We start from the raw sequence: 16,258 nt of genomic DNA, 5'->3' as shown, positions 1-16,258 counted from the left end.
TTAGGAGCGCTGTAATGCCTGACATCTATCACTTCTTCCAACAGCTGGTTAACGGCCTCAACGTTGGCAGCATGTATGCCCTGATCGCCATCGGCTACACGATGGTTTACGGCATCATTGGAATGATCAACTTCGCCCACGGCGAGGTGTACATGATCGGCTCCTACGTGGCGTTCATCGCCATCGCCGGGCTGACCATGATGGGACTCGACAGTGTCCCGCTGTTGATGACGGCGGCGTTCATCGCCAGCATCGTCGTCACCAGTTCCTACGGTTACAGCATCGAACGCATTGCCTACCGCCCGTTGCGCGGCAGCAACCGTCTGATCCCGCTGATTTCCGCCATCGGTATGTCGATCTTCCTGCAGAACACGGTTCTGCTGGCGCAAGACTCCAAGGACAAAGCAATCCCCAACCTGATTCCGGGCAACATTGCCTTCGGTCCAGGTGGCGCACATGAAGTGCTGATTTCCTACATGCAGATCGTGGTGTTCGTGGTGACCCTGATCGCCATGCTCGGCCTCACGCTGTTCATCTCACGCTCCCGCCTGGGCCGCGCCTGCCGCGCCTGTGCCGAAGACATCAAGATGGCCAACCTGCTCGGCATCAACACCAACAACATCATCGCCCTGACCTTCGTCATTGGTGCTGCGCTGGCAGCGGTTGCCGCTGTGCTGCTGAGCATGCAATACGGCGTGATCAACCCGAACGCCGGTTTCCTGGTCGGCCTCAAAGCCTTCACCGCTGCGGTACTTGGCGGCATCGGCAGCATCCCCGGCGCCATGCTCGGCGGGCTGGTGCTTGGGGTGGCGGAAGCCTTTGGCGCCGATATCTTCGGCGACCAGTACAAGGACGTCGTGGCTTTCGGCTTGTTGGTTCTGGTGCTGTTGTTCCGTCCGACCGGCATTCTGGGCCGTCCGGAGGTTGAGAAAGTATGACTAGGAATCTTAAACAGGCACTGTTCAGTGCCTTGCTGGTGTGGGCCGTGGCCTACCCGGTACTCGGTCTGAAACTGACCATCGTCGGCATCAACCTCGAAGTGCACGGCACCAGCCCGGCCATTCTGGCGACCATCGCCGTGTGCTCGGTGCTGATGTTCCTGCGGGTGCTGTTCAACCAGCAGATCAGCAAGGCGTGGAACTCCTCGCCGGGCCTGCCGCTGATCCCGGCCAAGGCCAGCAACTTCCTGACCCTGCCAACCACCCAGCGCTATTTCATCATTGCGCTGATCCTCATTGCGCTGGTGTGGCCGTTCTTCGGCTCGCGTGGCGCGGTGGATATCGCAACGCTGATCCTGATCTACGTGATGCTTGGCCTGGGCCTGAACATCGTCGTCGGTCTGGCCGGTCTGCTCGACCTCGGTTACGTCGGCTTCTATGCCGTCGGCGCCTACAGCTACGCGCTGCTGTCGCACTACTACGGCCTGAGCTTCTGGATCTGCCTGCCGATTGCCGGCCTGATGGCGGCGACTTTCGGCTTCCTGCTGGGTTTCCCGGTGTTGCGTCTGCGCGGTGACTATCTGGCGATCGTGACCCTCGGCTTCGGCGAGATCATCCGTCTGTTCCTGCGTAACCTGACCGATATCACCGGTGGCCCGAACGGCATCAGCAACATCGAGAAACCGACGTTCTTCGGTCTGACCTTCGAACGAAAAGCCGCGGAAGGCATGCAAACCTTCCACGAGTATTTCGGCCTGCAATACAACTCGATCAACAAGGTGATCTTCCTCTACCTCGTTGCCCTGTTGCTGGCGCTGGCAGCACTGTTCGTCATCAACCGCCTGCTGCGCATGCCGATCGGCCGTGCGTGGGAAGCGCTGCGTGAAGACGAAATCGCCTGCCGTGCGCTCGGTCTCAACCCGACGATCATCAAACTGTCCGCGTTCACCCTCGGTGCTGCCTTCGCCGGTTTCGCCGGTAGCTTCTTTGCTGCCCGCCAGGGTCTGGTGACCCCGGAATCGTTCACCTTCATCGAGTCGGCGATCATCCTCGCCATCGTCGTGTTGGGTGGCATGGGCTCGCAACTGGGCGTGATTCTCGCGGCCGTGGTGATGATTCTGTTGCCGGAAATGATGCGTGAGTTCAGCGAGTACCGCATGTTGATGTTCGGTGCCCTGATGGTGTTGATGATGATCTGGCGTCCACAAGGTCTGCTGCCGATGCAACGCCCACACATGGAGTTGCGAAAATGAGCCGCGAGATCCTTAAAGTCGAAAACTTGAGCATGCGCTTCGGCGGCTTGCTGGCGGTCAACGGCGTGGCCCTGACCGTGAAGGAAAAACAGGTGGTTGCACTGATCGGCCCGAACGGCGCCGGCAAGACCACCGTGTTCAACTGCCTGACCGGTTTCTACCAGCCCTCGGGCGGCAGCATCCTGTTGGACGGCGAGCCGATTCAGGGTTTGCCGGGGCACAAGATCGCCCTCAAAGGCGTGGTGCGCACCTTCCAGAACGTGCGGTTGTTCAAGGACATGACGGCGGTCGAAAACCTGCTGATCGCCCAACACCGTCACCTCAACACCAACTTCCTGTCCGGACTGTTCAAGACCCCGGCGTTCCGCAAAAGCGAGCGCGAGGCCATGGAATTTGCCGAGTACTGGCTGGAAAAGGTCAACCTCAAAGAGTTCGCCAACCGTACCGCCGGCACCCTGGCCTACGGTCAGCAACGTCGCCTGGAAATCGCCCGCTGCATGATGACCCGACCGCGGATCCTCATGCTCGACGAACCGGCCGCCGGCCTGAACCCGAAGGAAACCGAAGACCTCAAGGCGCTGATCAGCGTGTTGCGCGAAGAGCACAACGTCACCGTGCTGCTGATCGAACACGACATGAAACTGGTCATGAGCATTTCCGACCACATCGTCGTGATCAACCAGGGCACGCCTCTGGCCGACGGCACGCCGGAACAGATCCGCGACAATCCTGAAGTGATCAAAGCCTACCTGGGGGAAGCGTAAATGCTGCAGTTCGAAAACGTTTCCACCTTCTACGGCAAGATCCAGGCCCTGCACAACGTCAACGTCGAAGTCCGTCAGGGCGAGATCGTTACGCTGATCGGCGCCAACGGTGCCGGCAAGTCCACGTTGCTGATGACGCTCTGCGGTTCGCCGCAGGCGCACAGCGGCAGCATCCGCTACATGGGTGAGGAACTGGTCGGCCAAGACTCGTCGCAGATCATGCGCAAGAGCATCGCTGTGGTGCCGGAAGGTCGTCGGGTGTTCGCCCGTCTGACCGTTGAAGAAAACCTCTCGATGGGCGGTTTCTTCACCGACAAGGGCGACTATCAGGAGCAAATGGACAAGGTTCTCGGCCTGTTCCCGCGCTTGAAAGAACGCTTCAACCAGCGCGGCGGCACCATGTCCGGCGGCGAACAGCAGATGCTCGCCATCGGCCGTGCACTGATGAGCAAGCCGAAACTGCTGCTGCTCGACGAGCCGTCACTGGGTCTGGCGCCGATCATCATCCAGCAGATCTTCGACATCATCGAACAGCTGCGCAAGGACGGTGTGACGGTGTTCCTGGTCGAGCAGAACGCCAACCAGGCGCTGAAAATCGCCGACCGTGCGTACGTTCTGGAGAACGGCCGCGTGGTCATGCAAGGCACTGGTGAAGCGCTGTTGACCGACCCGAAAGTACGCGAGGCATACCTCGGCGGTTGAGTCTTTTCGCCCAACAAAAAACGGCCCTCGGGCCGTTTTTTTTATACGCACCAAAAATCTCGAACCCACCGAAAATCCCTTGTAGGAGTGAGCCTGCTCGCGATCGCGTCGAGTCAGGCACAGCTGATGTTGAATGACACAACACCATCGCGAGCAAGCTCGCTCCTACAGTGGAGGGTCAGTACGGATTGCAGTGCTGCGCTACCGCCGTGGCCTGATCGACGTAAGGCCGTGCCGGTTCAAGGTTCCACTCAGGCTTGTTCCTCACAGGTTTGCCGTCGAAAGTCGCCGCCAGATGACAGACCATCTGCCGCCGCAGTGACCCGCCATTGACGCTGTACTCCCGCCACTGCTGATCGTCTTTGTGCTTGTTGTACAGCTCGGCAAACATCCGGTCGGTCTGATCGTCCTTGATTGCACGACCGCAAGCAGTCGGCACCACGGATAGCGACCAGGTGTTCGGCCCCAGTTTCGGATCAGGCCGTTGTACCCAGGTGCTCGACTCGATGTACTTCTCGCAGAACTGTGGCGCCGCTGGCGTCGAGGTCTGGATGCATGAGAAAGAGGCCTTGGCGACCGGAGTTTTCGGGAAGTCGATCTTGATGATGTTGCGTTCCTTGCCGGTCTTGGCCTTGTAGTCGCGCTGGTTGGCCATCGCATCGTTCAAGCCACGCTGATCACTGTAGAAAAACGCCAGAATCGGCAACTCGTCAGTTTTCGGGTTGCCCAGACGCAGTTCTGTCTGAGTCTGAAACTCGCGGCTGTTGATGACTTTGCGCGCGCCCATGAAGTTGCGGAAGGCGTCGACGCGCTCATTGCTACTCATCGGATTGCGCATGTTGAAGCCGCATTGCAACTGGTCCTGTTGCCGATTGTTGTTGTACCGGGTGAAGTGCGCGACCCAGGCATTCGGACTCAGGATCGGTGGTTTCATGGCCTGGCAGACCGCTTCTGCCGGAGCAGTGTTTTTGTTGTCGCCACAGCCTCGGTCATTGCGAAAGTCAGTCCAGGCATCGTTGGGGAACGCGCAATAGACATGCACCGGGGTCTCGGGGTCGCGAACCAGATCTCTGGGGGTAATCAGATAGCCATTTTGCGTGCTCATGCCGGGGTCTTCATAACTGATGCCGTCGGCCCGCATGTACGAAGCGGCAAAAGTCCCCAGCTCCAGCGCTTTCGGGCTGGGATTCCAGACGTCCCATTTTTGCCCCTTGGCCGGGTCGGCGCGGTGCGTGCCCCGAACCAATAGCCCTGAACAGTCCGAGGCGGGATCCTGACCGCAGCTGTCGACGGTTTTGTTGTACAACGATTCGACCTTCCTCAGCGTCTCGTCGCATGACTCGGCATTGGCCCATGTCGCCTGCACCAGCAGCGGGAACATGAGCAATGGAGCGATCCTGTTCAAACGTTTTTTCATGGCTTGCATCTCCTTGATTAGCCAACACACACCCTCAACGCGGGACCGGGTTGCAACCCGCGGCCCGCGTCTCGTTGTCCGATAACGCCGGCCGGAAAGGTTCAAGATTCCACGGCGTTTTGTTGCGGTAATTGAGCAGGACGCAATTCAATTGCTGGCGCATGCTGCCGGCGGATTTTTCGTTGTCCCGCCAGTTGCTGTCCGCGCCTTTGAGCGCCAGCAGTTGGTCGTACAACGCCGCCACCTGCTCGCCGGGCAAGGCACGCCCCGCCGCTGTGGGCACCACGCTAAGGCTCCATTCATCCTTGCCGGTGCCGGGGTCGAAACGTTTGATCCAGTCGGCTGAGGCAATGTATTGCGGTGCCTGAACCGGCAGTGGATTGCAGCCCGCCCTGGCCGATTCCTGCGCACTGACATTGGGGCGGAACGGTTCCAGATTCCATTCGGTCTTGCCCGGATAGTTCTGGATCAGGCAGCTCAATTGCCCGCGCATGCTGCCCGCCGATTTCTCGTTGTCACGCCACTGGCTATCGGCGCCACGCAGGGCGAACAGTTCTTTGTACAAGGCCTCCTGATCACTGGCCTGAATCGCTTTGCCTTGGGCAGTGGGCATGATCTTGAGTGACCATTCGTTCCTCTTGCTGCCGGGATCGTAACGTTCGATCCAGACTGCCTCGGCGATGTATTTCTGCGCCGGTGGCGCCGGTGTCGGCTGCGCGCCGCCAGCCGCCGTCAGGTCTATTGCCTGGTCAGCGGCGACATAGCTGAAACGTTGTTCGGCAGGCTTGGTGAAGTCCAGCCGCAGGATCGGCACGCTGTAGCCCTGCGCCTGGAGTTTCTTCTGGAAGTTGCGTGCGCTGTTCAGGCCGTTTTCCGGTTTCGGCGGAGCCTGATCGCCACGGGTGGCGAAGTTCTGGGTGCTGTTGACGTTGTAGATGAAGGCATCGATGTACTTCATGTTTTCGCTGCCGTCGTTAGTCGCGGTAGCGTTCTTCAACATGAACTCGTTGACCTGGGCACTGTAAGCGAACGGGTCTTTGTTGGTGGTGGTTGGCCGGGACTCGTGAACCCGGATCATTGCGTGCCAGTCGCTGGGTTTCTCGGCGTTGAAGGAACACTGACCGTACTGGATCGGGCCCTTCATCAGCCCGGTGTATTTCTGTGTCCATTGCTCTGCTGTGGTGACTCCGGCTTCCGCACAAGTGCCGTAGGCCAGCGCGGCATTGCGGTTGTTCATCACGCCCTGAGCGGCACGCGGTGGCTCGCGACTGTCGAAGAATCCGCAGCCGTACCACTTGCGTTCCGGCCCGGTACCGCCATCGAACGCGTAGATGCAGGTAAACCCCTGCTCCTTGACTGGCAGGTTCAACGCCGCCGCATCGGTGGGGGTTCGCAGGATCAGACCGGCCGGGTGAATGAGAATCTTCGTACTCAGATCCTTGCGAATCCACGAGTAGGAAGTTGCGCCGATCTTGACCGCGTAGGGGCTGTAGTCCCACGGGTTGAAGGGGCCGTCATTGACCATGCGCAAGGTCACACCACTGCAATAGTAGAGACCACGGGGGGCGCCGGTATCCGGCTCCTGACACTCTTGCTTGAGGGTGTTGTAGTTGTGATTGATCCGCTTGAGCGTGTCCTGTGGATCAAGCAGTGGCTGCGCGGCGAGCGTACTGCACAGCAACGGCAGCGCGCACGCCAAAGCGAAAGATGAAGTCCCGCGCGATAGCACGCGCGAGTCTGAGCGCTCCATTTTCATGAGATACCGTCCTGGTAAATCGGCCTGTCGATGTGGCCGTTGAAATGACTATAGAACACTCAGGGTTTTGCATTTTTTTCTAAAAAAATCCGGCTGCGCTGTAACGCATCGCCATGTCGTTTCTCTAGAGGGACAAGCAAGCGCAAACCGCTTGTAAAACCCAAGCTCAATTCGGAGAAACATCATGACTGCTACCACCCGCACCCTGTCCGCCACTGCACTGGTTCTGGCCCTCGGTTCCGCTCTGAGTATGGCCGCCATATCGACCGTCCACGCCGCTGACGCCGACATGGAAAAATGCTTCGGCGTGGCAATGAAAGGTCATAACGATTGCGCCGCAGGTGCAGGCACCACTTGTGCCGGCACCGCGAAAATGGACTACCAGGCAAACGCCTGGAAACTCGTTCCGAAAGGCACTTGCACGACCACTGAAAGCAAAACCTCGCCGACCGGCTTCGGTCAGATGGAAGCGTTCAAAGCCAAGTCCTGACCTGCGGCCTGCCTGAGTGACGATCATGTTCACAATCAACAACCCTGCCCTCTCCGACACTCAGGCAGCCCTCACCGGGCTCCCTGCCCGCGCCGGGCTGGGGCTCAAGACCGGGCACTTCAGGGAAGTGCTCGGGTCCCGACCGGACCTCGGTTTTTTCGAAGTCCACGCCGAAAACTACATGGTGGCCGGCGGGCCGTTTCACCATTTTCTCGGATTGATTCGCGAGCAGTACCCGCTGTCGCTGCACGGTGTCGGGCTGTCCATCGGCGCTGACGGGCCACTGGATGTTCAACATCTCAAGCGTCTCGGTGCACTGATCGATCGCTATCAACCGCACGCCTTTTCCGAACACCTGGCCTGGTCCAGCCATGGCCCGGTGTTCCTCAATGACTTGCTGCCACTGGCCTATGACACACCGACGCTGCACCGCGTCTGCGAGCATATCGATCAGGTGCAGAACACCCTCGGGCGCCGCATGCTGCTGGAAAATCCGGCGACCTATCTGGCCTTTCAACGCTCGACCCTCGACGAAGCTGACTTCATTGCCGAAGTCATCCGCCGCAGCGGCTGCGGCTTGTTGCTCGACGTCAATAACGTTTACGTGTCGTGCATCAATCATCAGCGCGATCCATTGGCTTATCTCGATGCCTTGCCATTGCACGCGGTGGGCGAGATTCATCTGGCCGGTTTTGCAGAAGATAGCGACAGTCTCGGCGACCGTTTGCTGGTCGACGATCATGGTGCGCCGATTGATCAGGCGGTGTGGAATCTGTACCGCCAATTGCTGGAGCGCACAGGCCCGGTGGCAACGCTGATCGAACGCGACAATCAGGTGCCGGTGTTCAGCGTCTTGCTCGCCGAAGCGCGGCAGGCTGATGACTTGCTGATGCAAGCCGGGGGTCGATCATGAGCACGCAAGCGGCCTTCACGGCGGCACTGCTCGATTTGCAATCGCCCTGCCCCGAAGGCCTGTGCAGCGCCAACGGTGCTGATCCCGAGAGCCGTTTCGCGGTGTATCGCAACAACGTGCAGAGTTCGCTGATCAACGCTCTGGGCGACAGTTATCCGGTGGTTGCGCAACTGGTTGGCGAGGAATTCTTCCGCGCCATGGCGGCCGTGTTCATACAGGCTCGGCCACCGCACAGTCCGTTGATGAGCTTCTATGGCGAAGATTTTGCGGATTTCATCGAAAGGTTTGAACCGGCATTCAGCGTGCCCTATCTGGCCGATGTCGCACGTCTCGAGCACCTGCGTACCGTCGCCTACCACGCCGCCGATGCCAGCCCGATACACCCGGAAAAAATCACCGCCGCCCTGTCTGCACCCGACTCTTTGAGCGAACTGTGCTTAGGGCTTCACCCGTCGTTGCGCTTGCTCGACTCAAGCCATGCCGTTGTCGCGATCTGGGCTGCGCATCAACACGACGCAACGCTTGAAGCCATCAACATTCACCAAGCGCAGTACGCCCTGGTCTTGCGTAACCATCTGGACGTCGAGGTGTTTGCCCTCGAACACGGCGCCAGCGTGTTTATCCGTCTATTGCTCGATGGCCAGTCACTGCTGGCAGCGGCGCAAAACAGCCCGGCGTTCGACCTCAGTCAAACCCTGGCCCTATTGATCGCACACAACGCCATCACTCATCTGAACGACAAGGAATCGCCATGAACACGCTCATCCTCCGCGCCATCGCGCTGCTGGAGAAAATCCCCCACAGCCTGATAGCTTTCATCGCGCGTTTTTCGATTGCGGCGGTGTTCTGGAAATCCGGACAGACCAAGGTCGAGGGCCTGGCCATCGATCTGATTGACGGGACTTTTCAACTCGGCTGGCCGCGTCTGGCGGACTCAACGATTCCACTGTTCAAAAGTGAATACCACGTGCCGCTGCTATCGCCGGAAATCGCCGCGCACATGGCCGCGTTTGCCGAGCACTTTTTCCCGATGCTGATTCTGCTCGGCTTCGCCACACGCTTTTCTGCCCTGGCGCTGCTGGGGATGACGCTGACCATCCAGCTGTTTGTGTATCCGGACGCGTATCCGACTCATGGTACGTGGGCGGCGGTGTTGCTGTTTCTGATGGCTCGTGGCCCTGGCAGGCTGTCGATAGATCACTTGATCGCACGCCGCTTCGCAAAATAAACAAATCCCCTGTGGGAGCGACGTCAGCGCTGGAGGCGATCCAGCGCCTCGCCGCTGCGCTTGAACCAGCCAATCAGATAGTCCGCCAGTACCTGCGTGCGTTTCGGCAAGCCGCCTTGATAAGGATGCACCAGGTACATCGGCATGCGCCGGGTCTGGTAATCGCGCAGGAGCCAGCGCAGTCGACCATCGGCCAATTCCGCTTGCAACAGGTACGACGGCAATCGGGCGATACCGGCCCCGGTCAACGCGGCTTTCTTGAGCAAGTTGTAATGGTTGCTGGCGAACGGCCCCGATACCCGCACGCGCAGCAACTCATGTTGCTGGTGATACAGCCACTCCTCGCGACCACTGTAATGGCTATTGAGCAAACAACGGTGCTCGGCCAGCGCCTGCGGCGTCGCCGGCTCGCCGAAACGCTCGAGATACGCCGGGCTCGCGCAGGTCATTTCCTGCCAGGCCAGCAGCGGCTTGGCCACCAATCGCTCGTCATTGGCCACTTCACTGCGGATTGCCAGATCGAAGCCGTCCCGGGACAGATCGCGGTAGCTGTTATTCAGCTCCAACTCTATCTGCACCTCGGGATATTTCTGCGAAAACTCCAGCAGCAGCCCATCGAAGAAGGTTTCCCCCAGCGACACCGGCACCGTCATACGCACCGGGCCGGCCATGTCGTCCTTCAACCGCGCCAATGCCTGACGCGCCTTTTCCACCTGGACAACCAGTGCCTGGGCTTGCGGCAACAATGCCGCGCCTGCCGCGGTCAGGCTTAAGCGCCGGGTCGTGCGTTGCAACAACACCACGGAAAAGCTCGCTTCCAACTGACTGATGCGCTTGGACAACTGGCCCTTGCTGCAACCCAGTTGCTGCGCCGCCAAAGTGAAACTGCCGGCCTCGATCAGAACGGCGAACGCCGCGAGGTCATCCATCTCGCTCATGGATTGTTTCCATTTGAAAACCAAAGGTTGCCCATTAGTGCGCTTATCTACAAAAAAAAACCACTCTAGACTGAAACCTCGTTCAATCACTCGAGGCACAGCACGATGAAAATTCTGTTGATAGGCGCTGGCGGCACCATCGGTTCGGCCGTGGACAAAGAACTGTCGCAACGTCATGAAGTCATTCGTATCGGCCGCAACAGCGGTGATTTCAACGTCGACATCAGCGACAGCGCGTCCATCCGCAAGCTGTTCGAACAGACCGGCAAGTTCGACGCACTGGTCTGCGCGGCCGGTAACGTGACCTTTGCCCCGCTGGGTGAGATGACTGAAGACAGCTTCGCCCTGGGCCTCAAAGACAAGCTGATGGGCCAGGTCAACCTGCTGCTGATCGGCCGCGAATTCGCCAATGACGGTGCTTCGTTCACCTTCACCACCGGCGTCCTCAGTCATGACCCGATCCGCAGTGGTGCGTCGGCGGCGCTGGTCAATGGCGCACTGGACAGCTTCGTGCGCGCGGCCGCCATCGAACTGCCGCGTGGACTGCGCGTGAACTCGATCAGCCCGACCGTCCTGCTGGAAGCGATGGGCAGTTATGCGCCGTATTTCCGTGGTTACAAGCCGGTTCCGGCGGCGGATGTGGCTTTGGCCTACGCGAAAAGTGTTGAAGGCTTGCAAACCGGTCAGACATTTCACGTGGGCTAAACCCTTGTGATGAACGGTCAGGCTGCGTAACGTGGCGGCACTTGTCTGGAGAGCCGAAGATGCGTGTTGCCCGTTCGTTAGTCCTTGTTGCCTTGCTGCCATTGTTTGCCGCCTGCCAATTGTTCGATGGCCAGCGTGAAAGTGCCTCGCATGTCGGGCAGACGCGAATGCAGGGGCAACTGACGGCGGTCGACGGTAAACTGGTGTTCCAGCCGTGTCAGGATCAACGCCAATACGTGATCAACGACATCGGCGGCACCAGCATCCTGCAAGAGGCTGCGACCCTCGCCGATGAGCAGGGCAAACTGTTCGCCGACGTACGCGGCAAAGTCGCCGGCGACCGCCTCGACCTCACCCAGTTGTATCGCGTCGAGCGCTCCGGCACCGCGTGCGATGACGCCAATTTCAAACTGCTGATCCTGCGCGCCACCGGCCATGGCCCGGAATGGAACGTCAAAGTCAGCGGCAAAGGCATGGTCATCGACCGTGATGGCCAGCCACCGCTCGCCGTGCCTTATGTTGAAGAACAACTGGGCGACGGTCGCTTCAACCTCAGCAGCGAAGCCAACAACCAGCGCATCGAACTGTGGGTCGCGCCGCAACGCTGTGTCGACAGCAAAACCGGCAGCGTGCAGCACATGAGCGCCGAACTGCGCATCGACGGCCAGGTGCAGCGTGGCTGCGGGTATTTCGGCGGATCGCGCAACGACTGAGCGTTTTAGCCTCACCGGATCCGGCCTTTGCGGCTTATAATCGCGGCCTTCAAACGCCCTGGCGCAGTTGTGCGCCCCGCGAACCCGGATCCTCGCCATGTTACGAATCACTGAACTCAAGCTGCCAATCGACCATCCCGAAGAAGACCTGCGCGTCGCCATCGTGCAGCGCCTGGGCATCGCCAGCGATGACTTGCTCGATTTCACCTTGTTCAAGCGCAGCTACGACGCGCGCAAAAAATCCTCCGAACTCTGCTTCATCTACACCATCGACCTCGAAGTGCGCGACGAGGCCAAGGTGCTGGGCAAGTTCGCCGACGACCGTAACGTCAACGTGGCGCCGGATGTCAGCTACAAATTCGTCGGCCAGGCGCCGAGCGACCTGAGCCAGCGCCCGATCGTGGTCGGTTTCGGCCCGTGCGGGATCTTCGCCGGCCTGTTGCTGGCACAGATGGGCTTCAAGCCGATCATCCTCGAACGCGGCACCGAAGTGCGTCAGCGCACCAAGGACACCTGGGGCCTGTGGCGTAAAAGCGTGCTCAACCCCGAGTCGAACGTGCAGTTCGGCGAAGGCGGCGCGGGGACGTTCTCCGACGGCAAGCTGTACAGCCAGATCAAGGATCCGAAGTTCCTCGGCCGCAAAGTCCTGCACGAGTTCGTCAAGGCCGGTGCGCCGGAAGAAATCCTCTACGTCAGCAAGCCGCACATCGGTACGTTCCGTCTGACCGGCATGGTCGAAACCATGCGTGAAGAAATCCGCGCACTGGGTGGTGAAGTGCGCTTTCAGGAGCGCGTCACTGACGTACTGATCGACGACGGCCAACTGGTCGGCGTGCAACTGGCGAGTGGCGAAACCCTGCATTCGAAACACGTGGTCCTGGCCCTCGGCCACAGTGCCCGTGACACCTTCCGCATGCTCCACAGCCGTGGCGTGTTCATGGAAGCCAAGCCGTTCTCGGTGGGCTTCCGTATCGAACACCCGCAATCGCTGATCGACCGCGCGCGGCTGGGCAAATACGCCGGCCACCCGAAACTGGGCGCTGCCGACTACAAACTGGTGCACCACGCCAAGAACGGCCGCTCGGTCTACAGCTTCTGCATGTGCCCGGGCGGCACCGTGGTCGCGGCGACTTCCGAGCCGAACCGCGTGGTCACCAACGGCATGAGTCAGTACTCGCGTAACGAGCGCAATGCCAACTCCGGCATCGTCGTCGGCATCACTCCGGAAGTCGATTATCCGGGTGGCCCGCTGGCCGGCATCGAGTTGCAGGAGCGCCTGGAATCCCACGCGTTCATCCTCGGCGGCAGCGATTACAAAGCCCCGGCGCAATTGGTCGGCGACTTCATCAACGACATTCCTTCGACCGAACTGGGTGAAGTCGAGCCGTCGTACAAACCGGGCGTAGCACTGGGCGATCTGGCCCTGGCGCTGCCGGACTTTGCCATTGAAGCGATCCGTGAAGCATTGCCGGCGTTCGAGAAGCAGATTCGCGGTTACTCGCTGCACGATGCGGTGTTGACCGGGATCGAGACGCGCACCTCGTCGCCGCTGCGTATTACCCGTAACGAGACGCTGCAGAGCATGAACGTGAAGGGCTTGTTCCCGGCCGGTGAAGGCGCGGGTTATGCGGGCGGGATTCTGTCGGCGGGGGTTGACGGAATTCGCATCGCCGAAGCCGTGGCTCGCGACATTCTGGGCCTGGAAGCCTGATCAGCTAAATCTGCAACAACGCAAAAAACTGTGGGAGCTGGCTTGCCAGCGATGGCGGAAATTCAGTCAACATCAATGTTGAATCTGAGTCAGTCATCGCAGGCAAGCCAGCTCCCACATTTGATTCAGGTGTGTCAGATATTGGCGCGCAACACTGAAGTCGGCAGCGCCTCACCGCGTTCGGCAGTCGCCACTACCGCCGCGATCAACCCACTCAACTCATACCCCTGCACCTTGAGCCAGTCCTGATCGTAATAAGTGTCGGCATAACGTTCGCCGCCATCGCACAAAATCGCCACGATCGACCCCGACTCCCCCGCCACTTTCATCTGCTGCGCCGCCATCAGCGCACCGATCAGATTGGTCCCGCTCGACCCGCCGACATGCCGCCCCAGACGCTGCGCCAAATAGTGCATGGCTGCCAGTGACAAGGCGTCCGGCACCTTGACCATGGCATCGATCACTTTGGGCAGGAACGACGCCTCCACCCGTGGCCGACCAATACCCTCGATCCGCGAACCGCAATCCAGGCGCAGACCGGCATCGCCGGTCTGGTAGTAATCGAAGAACACCGAACGCTCGGCATCCGCGCACAGTACGCGGGTGCAGTGCTGGCGATAACGCACGTAGCGGCCGAGGGTCGCGGTGGTGCCGCCGGTACCGGGGCTGGAAATCAGCCAGCTCGGCTCGGGATACTTCTCGTAGCGCATCTGCTGGAAAATCGATTCGGCGATGTTGTTGTTCGCTCGCCAGTCGGTGGCGCGTTCGGCGTAAGTGAACTGGTCGATGAAGTGACCACCATGCTCGCGAGCCAGGCGCTCGGATTCGGCGTAGATCTGCGTCGGATCTTTCACCAGATGACTCTGACCACCGTAGAAAGCAATCTGGGCAATCTTCTCCTTCGACGTGGTCGCCGGCATGACCGCTATGAACGGCAGACCGAGCATGCGTGCGAAATAGGCTTCGGAAATCGCCGTTGAGCCGCTGGACGCCTCGATCACCGGCGCGCCGGGTTTGAGCCAGCCATTACACAGCGCATACAGAAACAGCGAACGGGCCAGACGGTGCTTGAGGCTGCCGGTCGGATGACTGGATTCGTCCTTGAAGTACAACTCGATGCCCGGGAAACCCGGCAGCGGCAAGGGGATCAGGTGGGTGTCGGCGCTGCGCTGGAAATCCGCTTCGATGATGCGGATAGCTTCGCGTGCCCACTGTCGGTTGTCGCTCATGGTCATGATTCTCATTGGATCGCGGCGGGAGATCAGCCTCCCTGGAAGGCTCATCCGTCAGCTTAGGAAAAATCCTGCAGCGCGCACAGATACAGCTGAGTCTCAATGTGTCAGGCAACTGCTAGGCTCAGCGTGACTTGAGCCGGACACCTTGTAACGACATATAACAAAAAAGAATATAACTTTTGTTTTAACAACTAACAGTACGGGTTAGGGTGTTCCACCTTTTTGACGATTCGATGGAGAGCGACCTTGCCTCTGCGTAGCACTTTCACGCGTTTCTTTCAGTTGGAAGCTGCCAGCGGTCTGTTATTGATCGCCGCGGCCATTCTGGCTTTGATTATCAACAACTCGCCCCTGTCGTGGCTGTACACCGGCCTGCTCGACACGCCAGTGGTAGCACAGATCGGCGCGCTGAAAATCGCCAAGCCCTTGCTGCTGTGGATCAACGACGGCCTGATGGCGCTGTTCTTCCTGCTGATTGGCCTGGAAGTGAAGCGCGAAGTCCTCGACGGTCAGCTGTCCAAGCCATCGCAGATCGTGTTGCCTGGCGCGGCCGCTATCGGCGGCATGCTGGTGCCGGCGCTGATCTACTGGTTCCTCAACCGCGACAACCCGGCAGCGCTCGACGGCTGGGCCATCCCGACCGCCACCGACATCGCCTTCGCCCTCGGCGTGCTGGCCCTGCTGGGCAAGCGTGTGCCTGTGTCGCTGAAGCTGTTTCTGATGACGCTGGCGATCATCGACGACCTCGGCGCCATCGTGATCATTGCGATCTTCTACTCGGGTGAATTGTCGACTCTGTCGCTGGGTCTGGCGGCGGCGTGTATAGCGGCGCTGGTGGCGATGAACCGGCTCGGCGTGGTCAAGCTTGGGCCGTACATGATCATCGGCCTGATCCTGTGGGTGTGCGTTCTCAAGAGCGGTGTCCATGCGACGCTGGCCGGCGTGACCCTGGCCTTCTGCATCCCGCTGCGGACGAAAAACGCCGAACCTTCGCCACTGCTGACGCTGGAACACGCGCTGCATCCTTGGGTGGCCTACGGCATTCTGCCGCTGTTCGCCTTTGCCAACGCTGGCCTGTCGCTGAGCGGTGTCACCGTCGAAAGCTTTACCCACCACGTACCGATGGGCATCGCCGTCGGCCTCTTGCTGGGCAAGACCGTCGGCGTGTTCGGCCTGACCTGGCTGGCCGTGAAGATCGGCATCGCTTCCCTGCCCCAGGGTGCCAATTGGGGTCAGGTGTTGGGCGTGGCGATCCTCTGCGGCATCGGCTTCACCATGAGCCTGTTTGTCGGTTCGCTGGCGTTTGAACCGGGCGTGAGCGACTACGCCGGCATGGATCGAATGGGCATTCTGACAGGATCGTTGTTTGCCGCGTTGATCGGTTATGCGGTGACGGCGGCGGCGAGTCGCAAGAACACAGCCTTATCGGCATAGAACCGTGTGGTGAGGGGGGTTATCCCCTTCACCACCGTTCAGTTCCAATCAATACATAGCG

At 59.9% G+C, this 16,258-nt stretch carries 16 protein-coding genes; 12 read left to right on the top strand and 4 right to left on the bottom strand.

Annotation, left to right across the window (positions count from 1 at the left end):
• The first annotated feature begins 14 nt into the window (after positions 1 to 14).
• The 4 genes from livH to KI231_RS06645 are packed head-to-tail and all read left to right on the top strand — an operon-like array spanning position 15 to position 3,657.
• Positions 15 to 938, top strand: coding sequence for a high-affinity branched-chain amino acid ABC transporter permease LivH (gene livH / locus KI231_RS06660; protein WP_103307207.1), 924 nt, complete (start codon positions 15 to 17; stop codon positions 936 to 938).
• Positions 935 to 2,191 (top strand): high-affinity branched-chain amino acid ABC transporter permease LivM, encoded by a 1,257-nt coding sequence (locus KI231_RS06655; RefSeq protein ID WP_103307206.1) that lies wholly within the window; start codon positions 935 to 937, stop codon positions 2,189 to 2,191. Before livH ends, KI231_RS06655 begins: the two co-directional genes overlap by 4 nt.
• Positions 2,188 to 2,955: a high-affinity branched-chain amino acid ABC transporter ATP-binding protein LivG gene (livG, locus tag KI231_RS06650; protein WP_016986595.1), complete on the top strand. Its 768-nt coding sequence runs from the start codon at positions 2,188 to 2,190 to the stop codon at positions 2,953 to 2,955. The genes KI231_RS06655 and livG overlap by 4 nt, the downstream gene beginning before the upstream one ends.
• The gene (locus tag KI231_RS06645) at positions 2,956 to 3,657 is read left to right on the top strand and encodes an ABC transporter ATP-binding protein (RefSeq protein WP_103307205.1); all 702 of its coding nucleotides are present in this window, start codon (positions 2,956 to 2,958) and stop codon (positions 3,655 to 3,657) included.
• A gap of 178 nt (positions 3,658 to 3,835) precedes the next feature.
• Here the strand turns inward: KI231_RS06645 and KI231_RS06640 are convergent, their stop codons facing one another.
• Together KI231_RS06640 and KI231_RS06635 are read right to left on the bottom strand one after the other, a co-directional pair.
• Positions 3,836 to 5,074: a DUF2599 domain-containing protein gene (locus tag KI231_RS06640; protein WP_213027773.1), complete on the bottom strand. Its 1,239-nt coding sequence runs from the start codon at positions 5,072 to 5,074 to the stop codon at positions 3,836 to 3,838.
• Positions 5,075 to 5,108: 34 nt separating this feature from the next.
• A complete protein-coding gene (locus tag KI231_RS06635; RefSeq protein WP_213027772.1) occupies positions 5,109 to 6,830 on the bottom strand; it encodes a DUF2599 domain-containing protein in 1,722 nt (573 codons plus the stop codon).
• 184 nt (positions 6,831 to 7,014) lie between these two features.
• Here KI231_RS06635 and KI231_RS06630 point away from each other — a divergent pair, with 184 nt between their 5' ends.
• The 4 genes from KI231_RS06630 to KI231_RS06615 are packed head-to-tail and all read left to right on the top strand — an operon-like array spanning position 7,015 to position 9,461.
• Positions 7,015 to 7,320, top strand: a complete 306-nt coding sequence (locus KI231_RS06630) for a BufA1 family periplasmic bufferin-type metallophore (protein ID WP_213027771.1) — start codon at positions 7,015 to 7,017, stop codon at positions 7,318 to 7,320.
• Between the two features lie 25 nt (positions 7,321 to 7,345).
• Positions 7,346 to 8,233, top strand: coding sequence for an MNIO family bufferin maturase (gene bufB / locus KI231_RS06625; protein ID WP_213027770.1), 888 nt, complete (start codon positions 7,346 to 7,348; stop codon positions 8,231 to 8,233).
• On the top strand, positions 8,230 to 8,988 hold the full coding sequence (locus KI231_RS06620) for an HvfC/BufC N-terminal domain-containing protein (protein ID WP_213027769.1): 759 nt from the start codon (positions 8,230 to 8,232) through the stop codon (positions 8,986 to 8,988). Before bufB ends, KI231_RS06620 begins: the two co-directional genes overlap by 4 nt.
• Positions 8,985 to 9,461 carry a DoxX family protein gene (locus KI231_RS06615; protein ID WP_213027768.1) on the top strand — a complete coding sequence of 159 codons (477 nt, stop codon included), beginning with the start codon at positions 8,985 to 8,987 and terminating at the stop codon, positions 9,459 to 9,461. Before KI231_RS06620 ends, KI231_RS06615 begins: the two co-directional genes overlap by 4 nt.
• 23 nt (positions 9,462 to 9,484) lie before the next feature.
• On the opposite strand, the gene KI231_RS06610 is transcribed toward KI231_RS06615, so the two are convergent.
• Complete coding sequence (locus KI231_RS06610; RefSeq protein ID WP_213027767.1) at positions 9,485 to 10,399, bottom strand: LysR family transcriptional regulator; 915 nt, start codon at positions 10,397 to 10,399, stop codon at positions 9,485 to 9,487.
• Positions 10,400 to 10,504: 105 nt separating this feature from the next.
• Between KI231_RS06610 and KI231_RS06605 the strand changes: the two genes are divergently transcribed.
• The 3 genes from KI231_RS06605 to KI231_RS06595 all read left to right on the top strand — a co-directional run bounded on the left by KI231_RS06605 (position 10,505) and on the right by KI231_RS06595 (position 13,528).
• Positions 10,505 to 11,104, top strand: coding sequence for a short chain dehydrogenase (locus KI231_RS06605; RefSeq protein ID WP_103307197.1), 600 nt, complete (start codon positions 10,505 to 10,507; stop codon positions 11,102 to 11,104).
• 59 nt (positions 11,105 to 11,163) lie between these two features.
• The gene (locus KI231_RS06600) at positions 11,164 to 11,817 is read left to right on the top strand and encodes a COG3650 family protein (RefSeq protein ID WP_103307196.1); all 654 of its coding nucleotides are present in this window, start codon (positions 11,164 to 11,166) and stop codon (positions 11,815 to 11,817) included.
• Between the two features lie 97 nt (positions 11,818 to 11,914).
• The gene (locus KI231_RS06595; RefSeq protein ID WP_213027766.1) at positions 11,915 to 13,528 is read left to right on the top strand and encodes an NAD(P)/FAD-dependent oxidoreductase; all 1,614 of its coding nucleotides are present in this window, start codon (positions 11,915 to 11,917) and stop codon (positions 13,526 to 13,528) included.
• 134 nt (positions 13,529 to 13,662) lie between these two features.
• On the opposite strand, the gene KI231_RS06590 is transcribed toward KI231_RS06595, so the two are convergent.
• Complete coding sequence (locus tag KI231_RS06590) at positions 13,663 to 14,757, bottom strand: PLP-dependent cysteine synthase family protein (protein WP_502937290.1); 1,095 nt, start codon at positions 14,755 to 14,757, stop codon at positions 13,663 to 13,665.
• A gap of 252 nt (positions 14,758 to 15,009) precedes the next feature.
• Here KI231_RS06590 and nhaA point away from each other — a divergent pair, with 252 nt between their 5' ends.
• On the top strand, positions 15,010 to 16,197 hold the full coding sequence (gene nhaA, locus KI231_RS06585; protein WP_213027764.1) for a Na+/H+ antiporter NhaA: 1,188 nt from the start codon (positions 15,010 to 15,012) through the stop codon (positions 16,195 to 16,197).
• Positions 16,198 to 16,258 lie beyond the last annotated feature (61 nt).

This window comes from Pseudomonas sp. Seg1 (genome assembly GCF_018326005.1).
In the GTDB taxonomy this organism is placed as follows: domain Bacteria; phylum Pseudomonadota; class Gammaproteobacteria; order Pseudomonadales; family Pseudomonadaceae; genus Aquipseudomonas.
The sequence above is the reverse complement of the archived record's forward strand: the minus strand, read 5'-3'. Positions and strand labels throughout refer to the sequence as shown.

What these genes read in the sequence shown, in the direction of transcription:
- livH (WP_103307207.1), top strand. Translation starts at nt 15, where the DNA reads ATGCCTGACATCTATCACTTCTTCCAACAGCTGGTTAACGGCCTCAAC.
- KI231_RS06655 (WP_103307206.1), top strand. Translation starts at nt 935, where the DNA reads ATGACTAGGAATCTTAAACAGGCACTGTTCAGTGCCTTGCTGGTGTGG.
- livG (WP_016986595.1), top strand. Translation starts at nt 2,188, where the DNA reads ATGAGCCGCGAGATCCTTAAAGTCGAAAACTTGAGCATGCGCTTCGGC.
- KI231_RS06645 (WP_103307205.1), top strand. Translation starts at nt 2,956, where the DNA reads ATGCTGCAGTTCGAAAACGTTTCCACCTTCTACGGCAAGATCCAGGCC.
- KI231_RS06640 (WP_213027773.1), bottom strand. Translation starts at nt 5,074, where the DNA reads ATGAAAAAACGTTTGAACAGGATCGCTCCATTGCTCATGTTCCCGCTG.
- KI231_RS06635 (WP_213027772.1), bottom strand. Translation starts at nt 6,830, where the DNA reads ATGAAAATGGAGCGCTCAGACTCGCGCGTGCTATCGCGCGGGACTTCA.
- KI231_RS06630 (WP_213027771.1), top strand. Translation starts at nt 7,015, where the DNA reads ATGACTGCTACCACCCGCACCCTGTCCGCCACTGCACTGGTTCTGGCC.
- bufB (WP_213027770.1), top strand. Translation starts at nt 7,346, where the DNA reads ATGTTCACAATCAACAACCCTGCCCTCTCCGACACTCAGGCAGCCCTC.
- KI231_RS06620 (WP_213027769.1), top strand. Translation starts at nt 8,230, where the DNA reads ATGAGCACGCAAGCGGCCTTCACGGCGGCACTGCTCGATTTGCAATCG.
- KI231_RS06615 (WP_213027768.1), top strand. Translation starts at nt 8,985, where the DNA reads ATGAACACGCTCATCCTCCGCGCCATCGCGCTGCTGGAGAAAATCCCC.
- KI231_RS06610 (WP_213027767.1), bottom strand. Translation starts at nt 10,399, where the DNA reads ATGAGCGAGATGGATGACCTCGCGGCGTTCGCCGTTCTGATCGAGGCC.
- KI231_RS06605 (WP_103307197.1), top strand. Translation starts at nt 10,505, where the DNA reads ATGAAAATTCTGTTGATAGGCGCTGGCGGCACCATCGGTTCGGCCGTG.
- KI231_RS06600 (WP_103307196.1), top strand. Translation starts at nt 11,164, where the DNA reads ATGCGTGTTGCCCGTTCGTTAGTCCTTGTTGCCTTGCTGCCATTGTTT.
- KI231_RS06595 (WP_213027766.1), top strand. Translation starts at nt 11,915, where the DNA reads ATGTTACGAATCACTGAACTCAAGCTGCCAATCGACCATCCCGAAGAA.
- KI231_RS06590 (WP_502937290.1), bottom strand. Translation starts at nt 14,757, where the DNA reads ATGAGCGACAACCGACAGTGGGCACGCGAAGCTATCCGCATCATCGAA.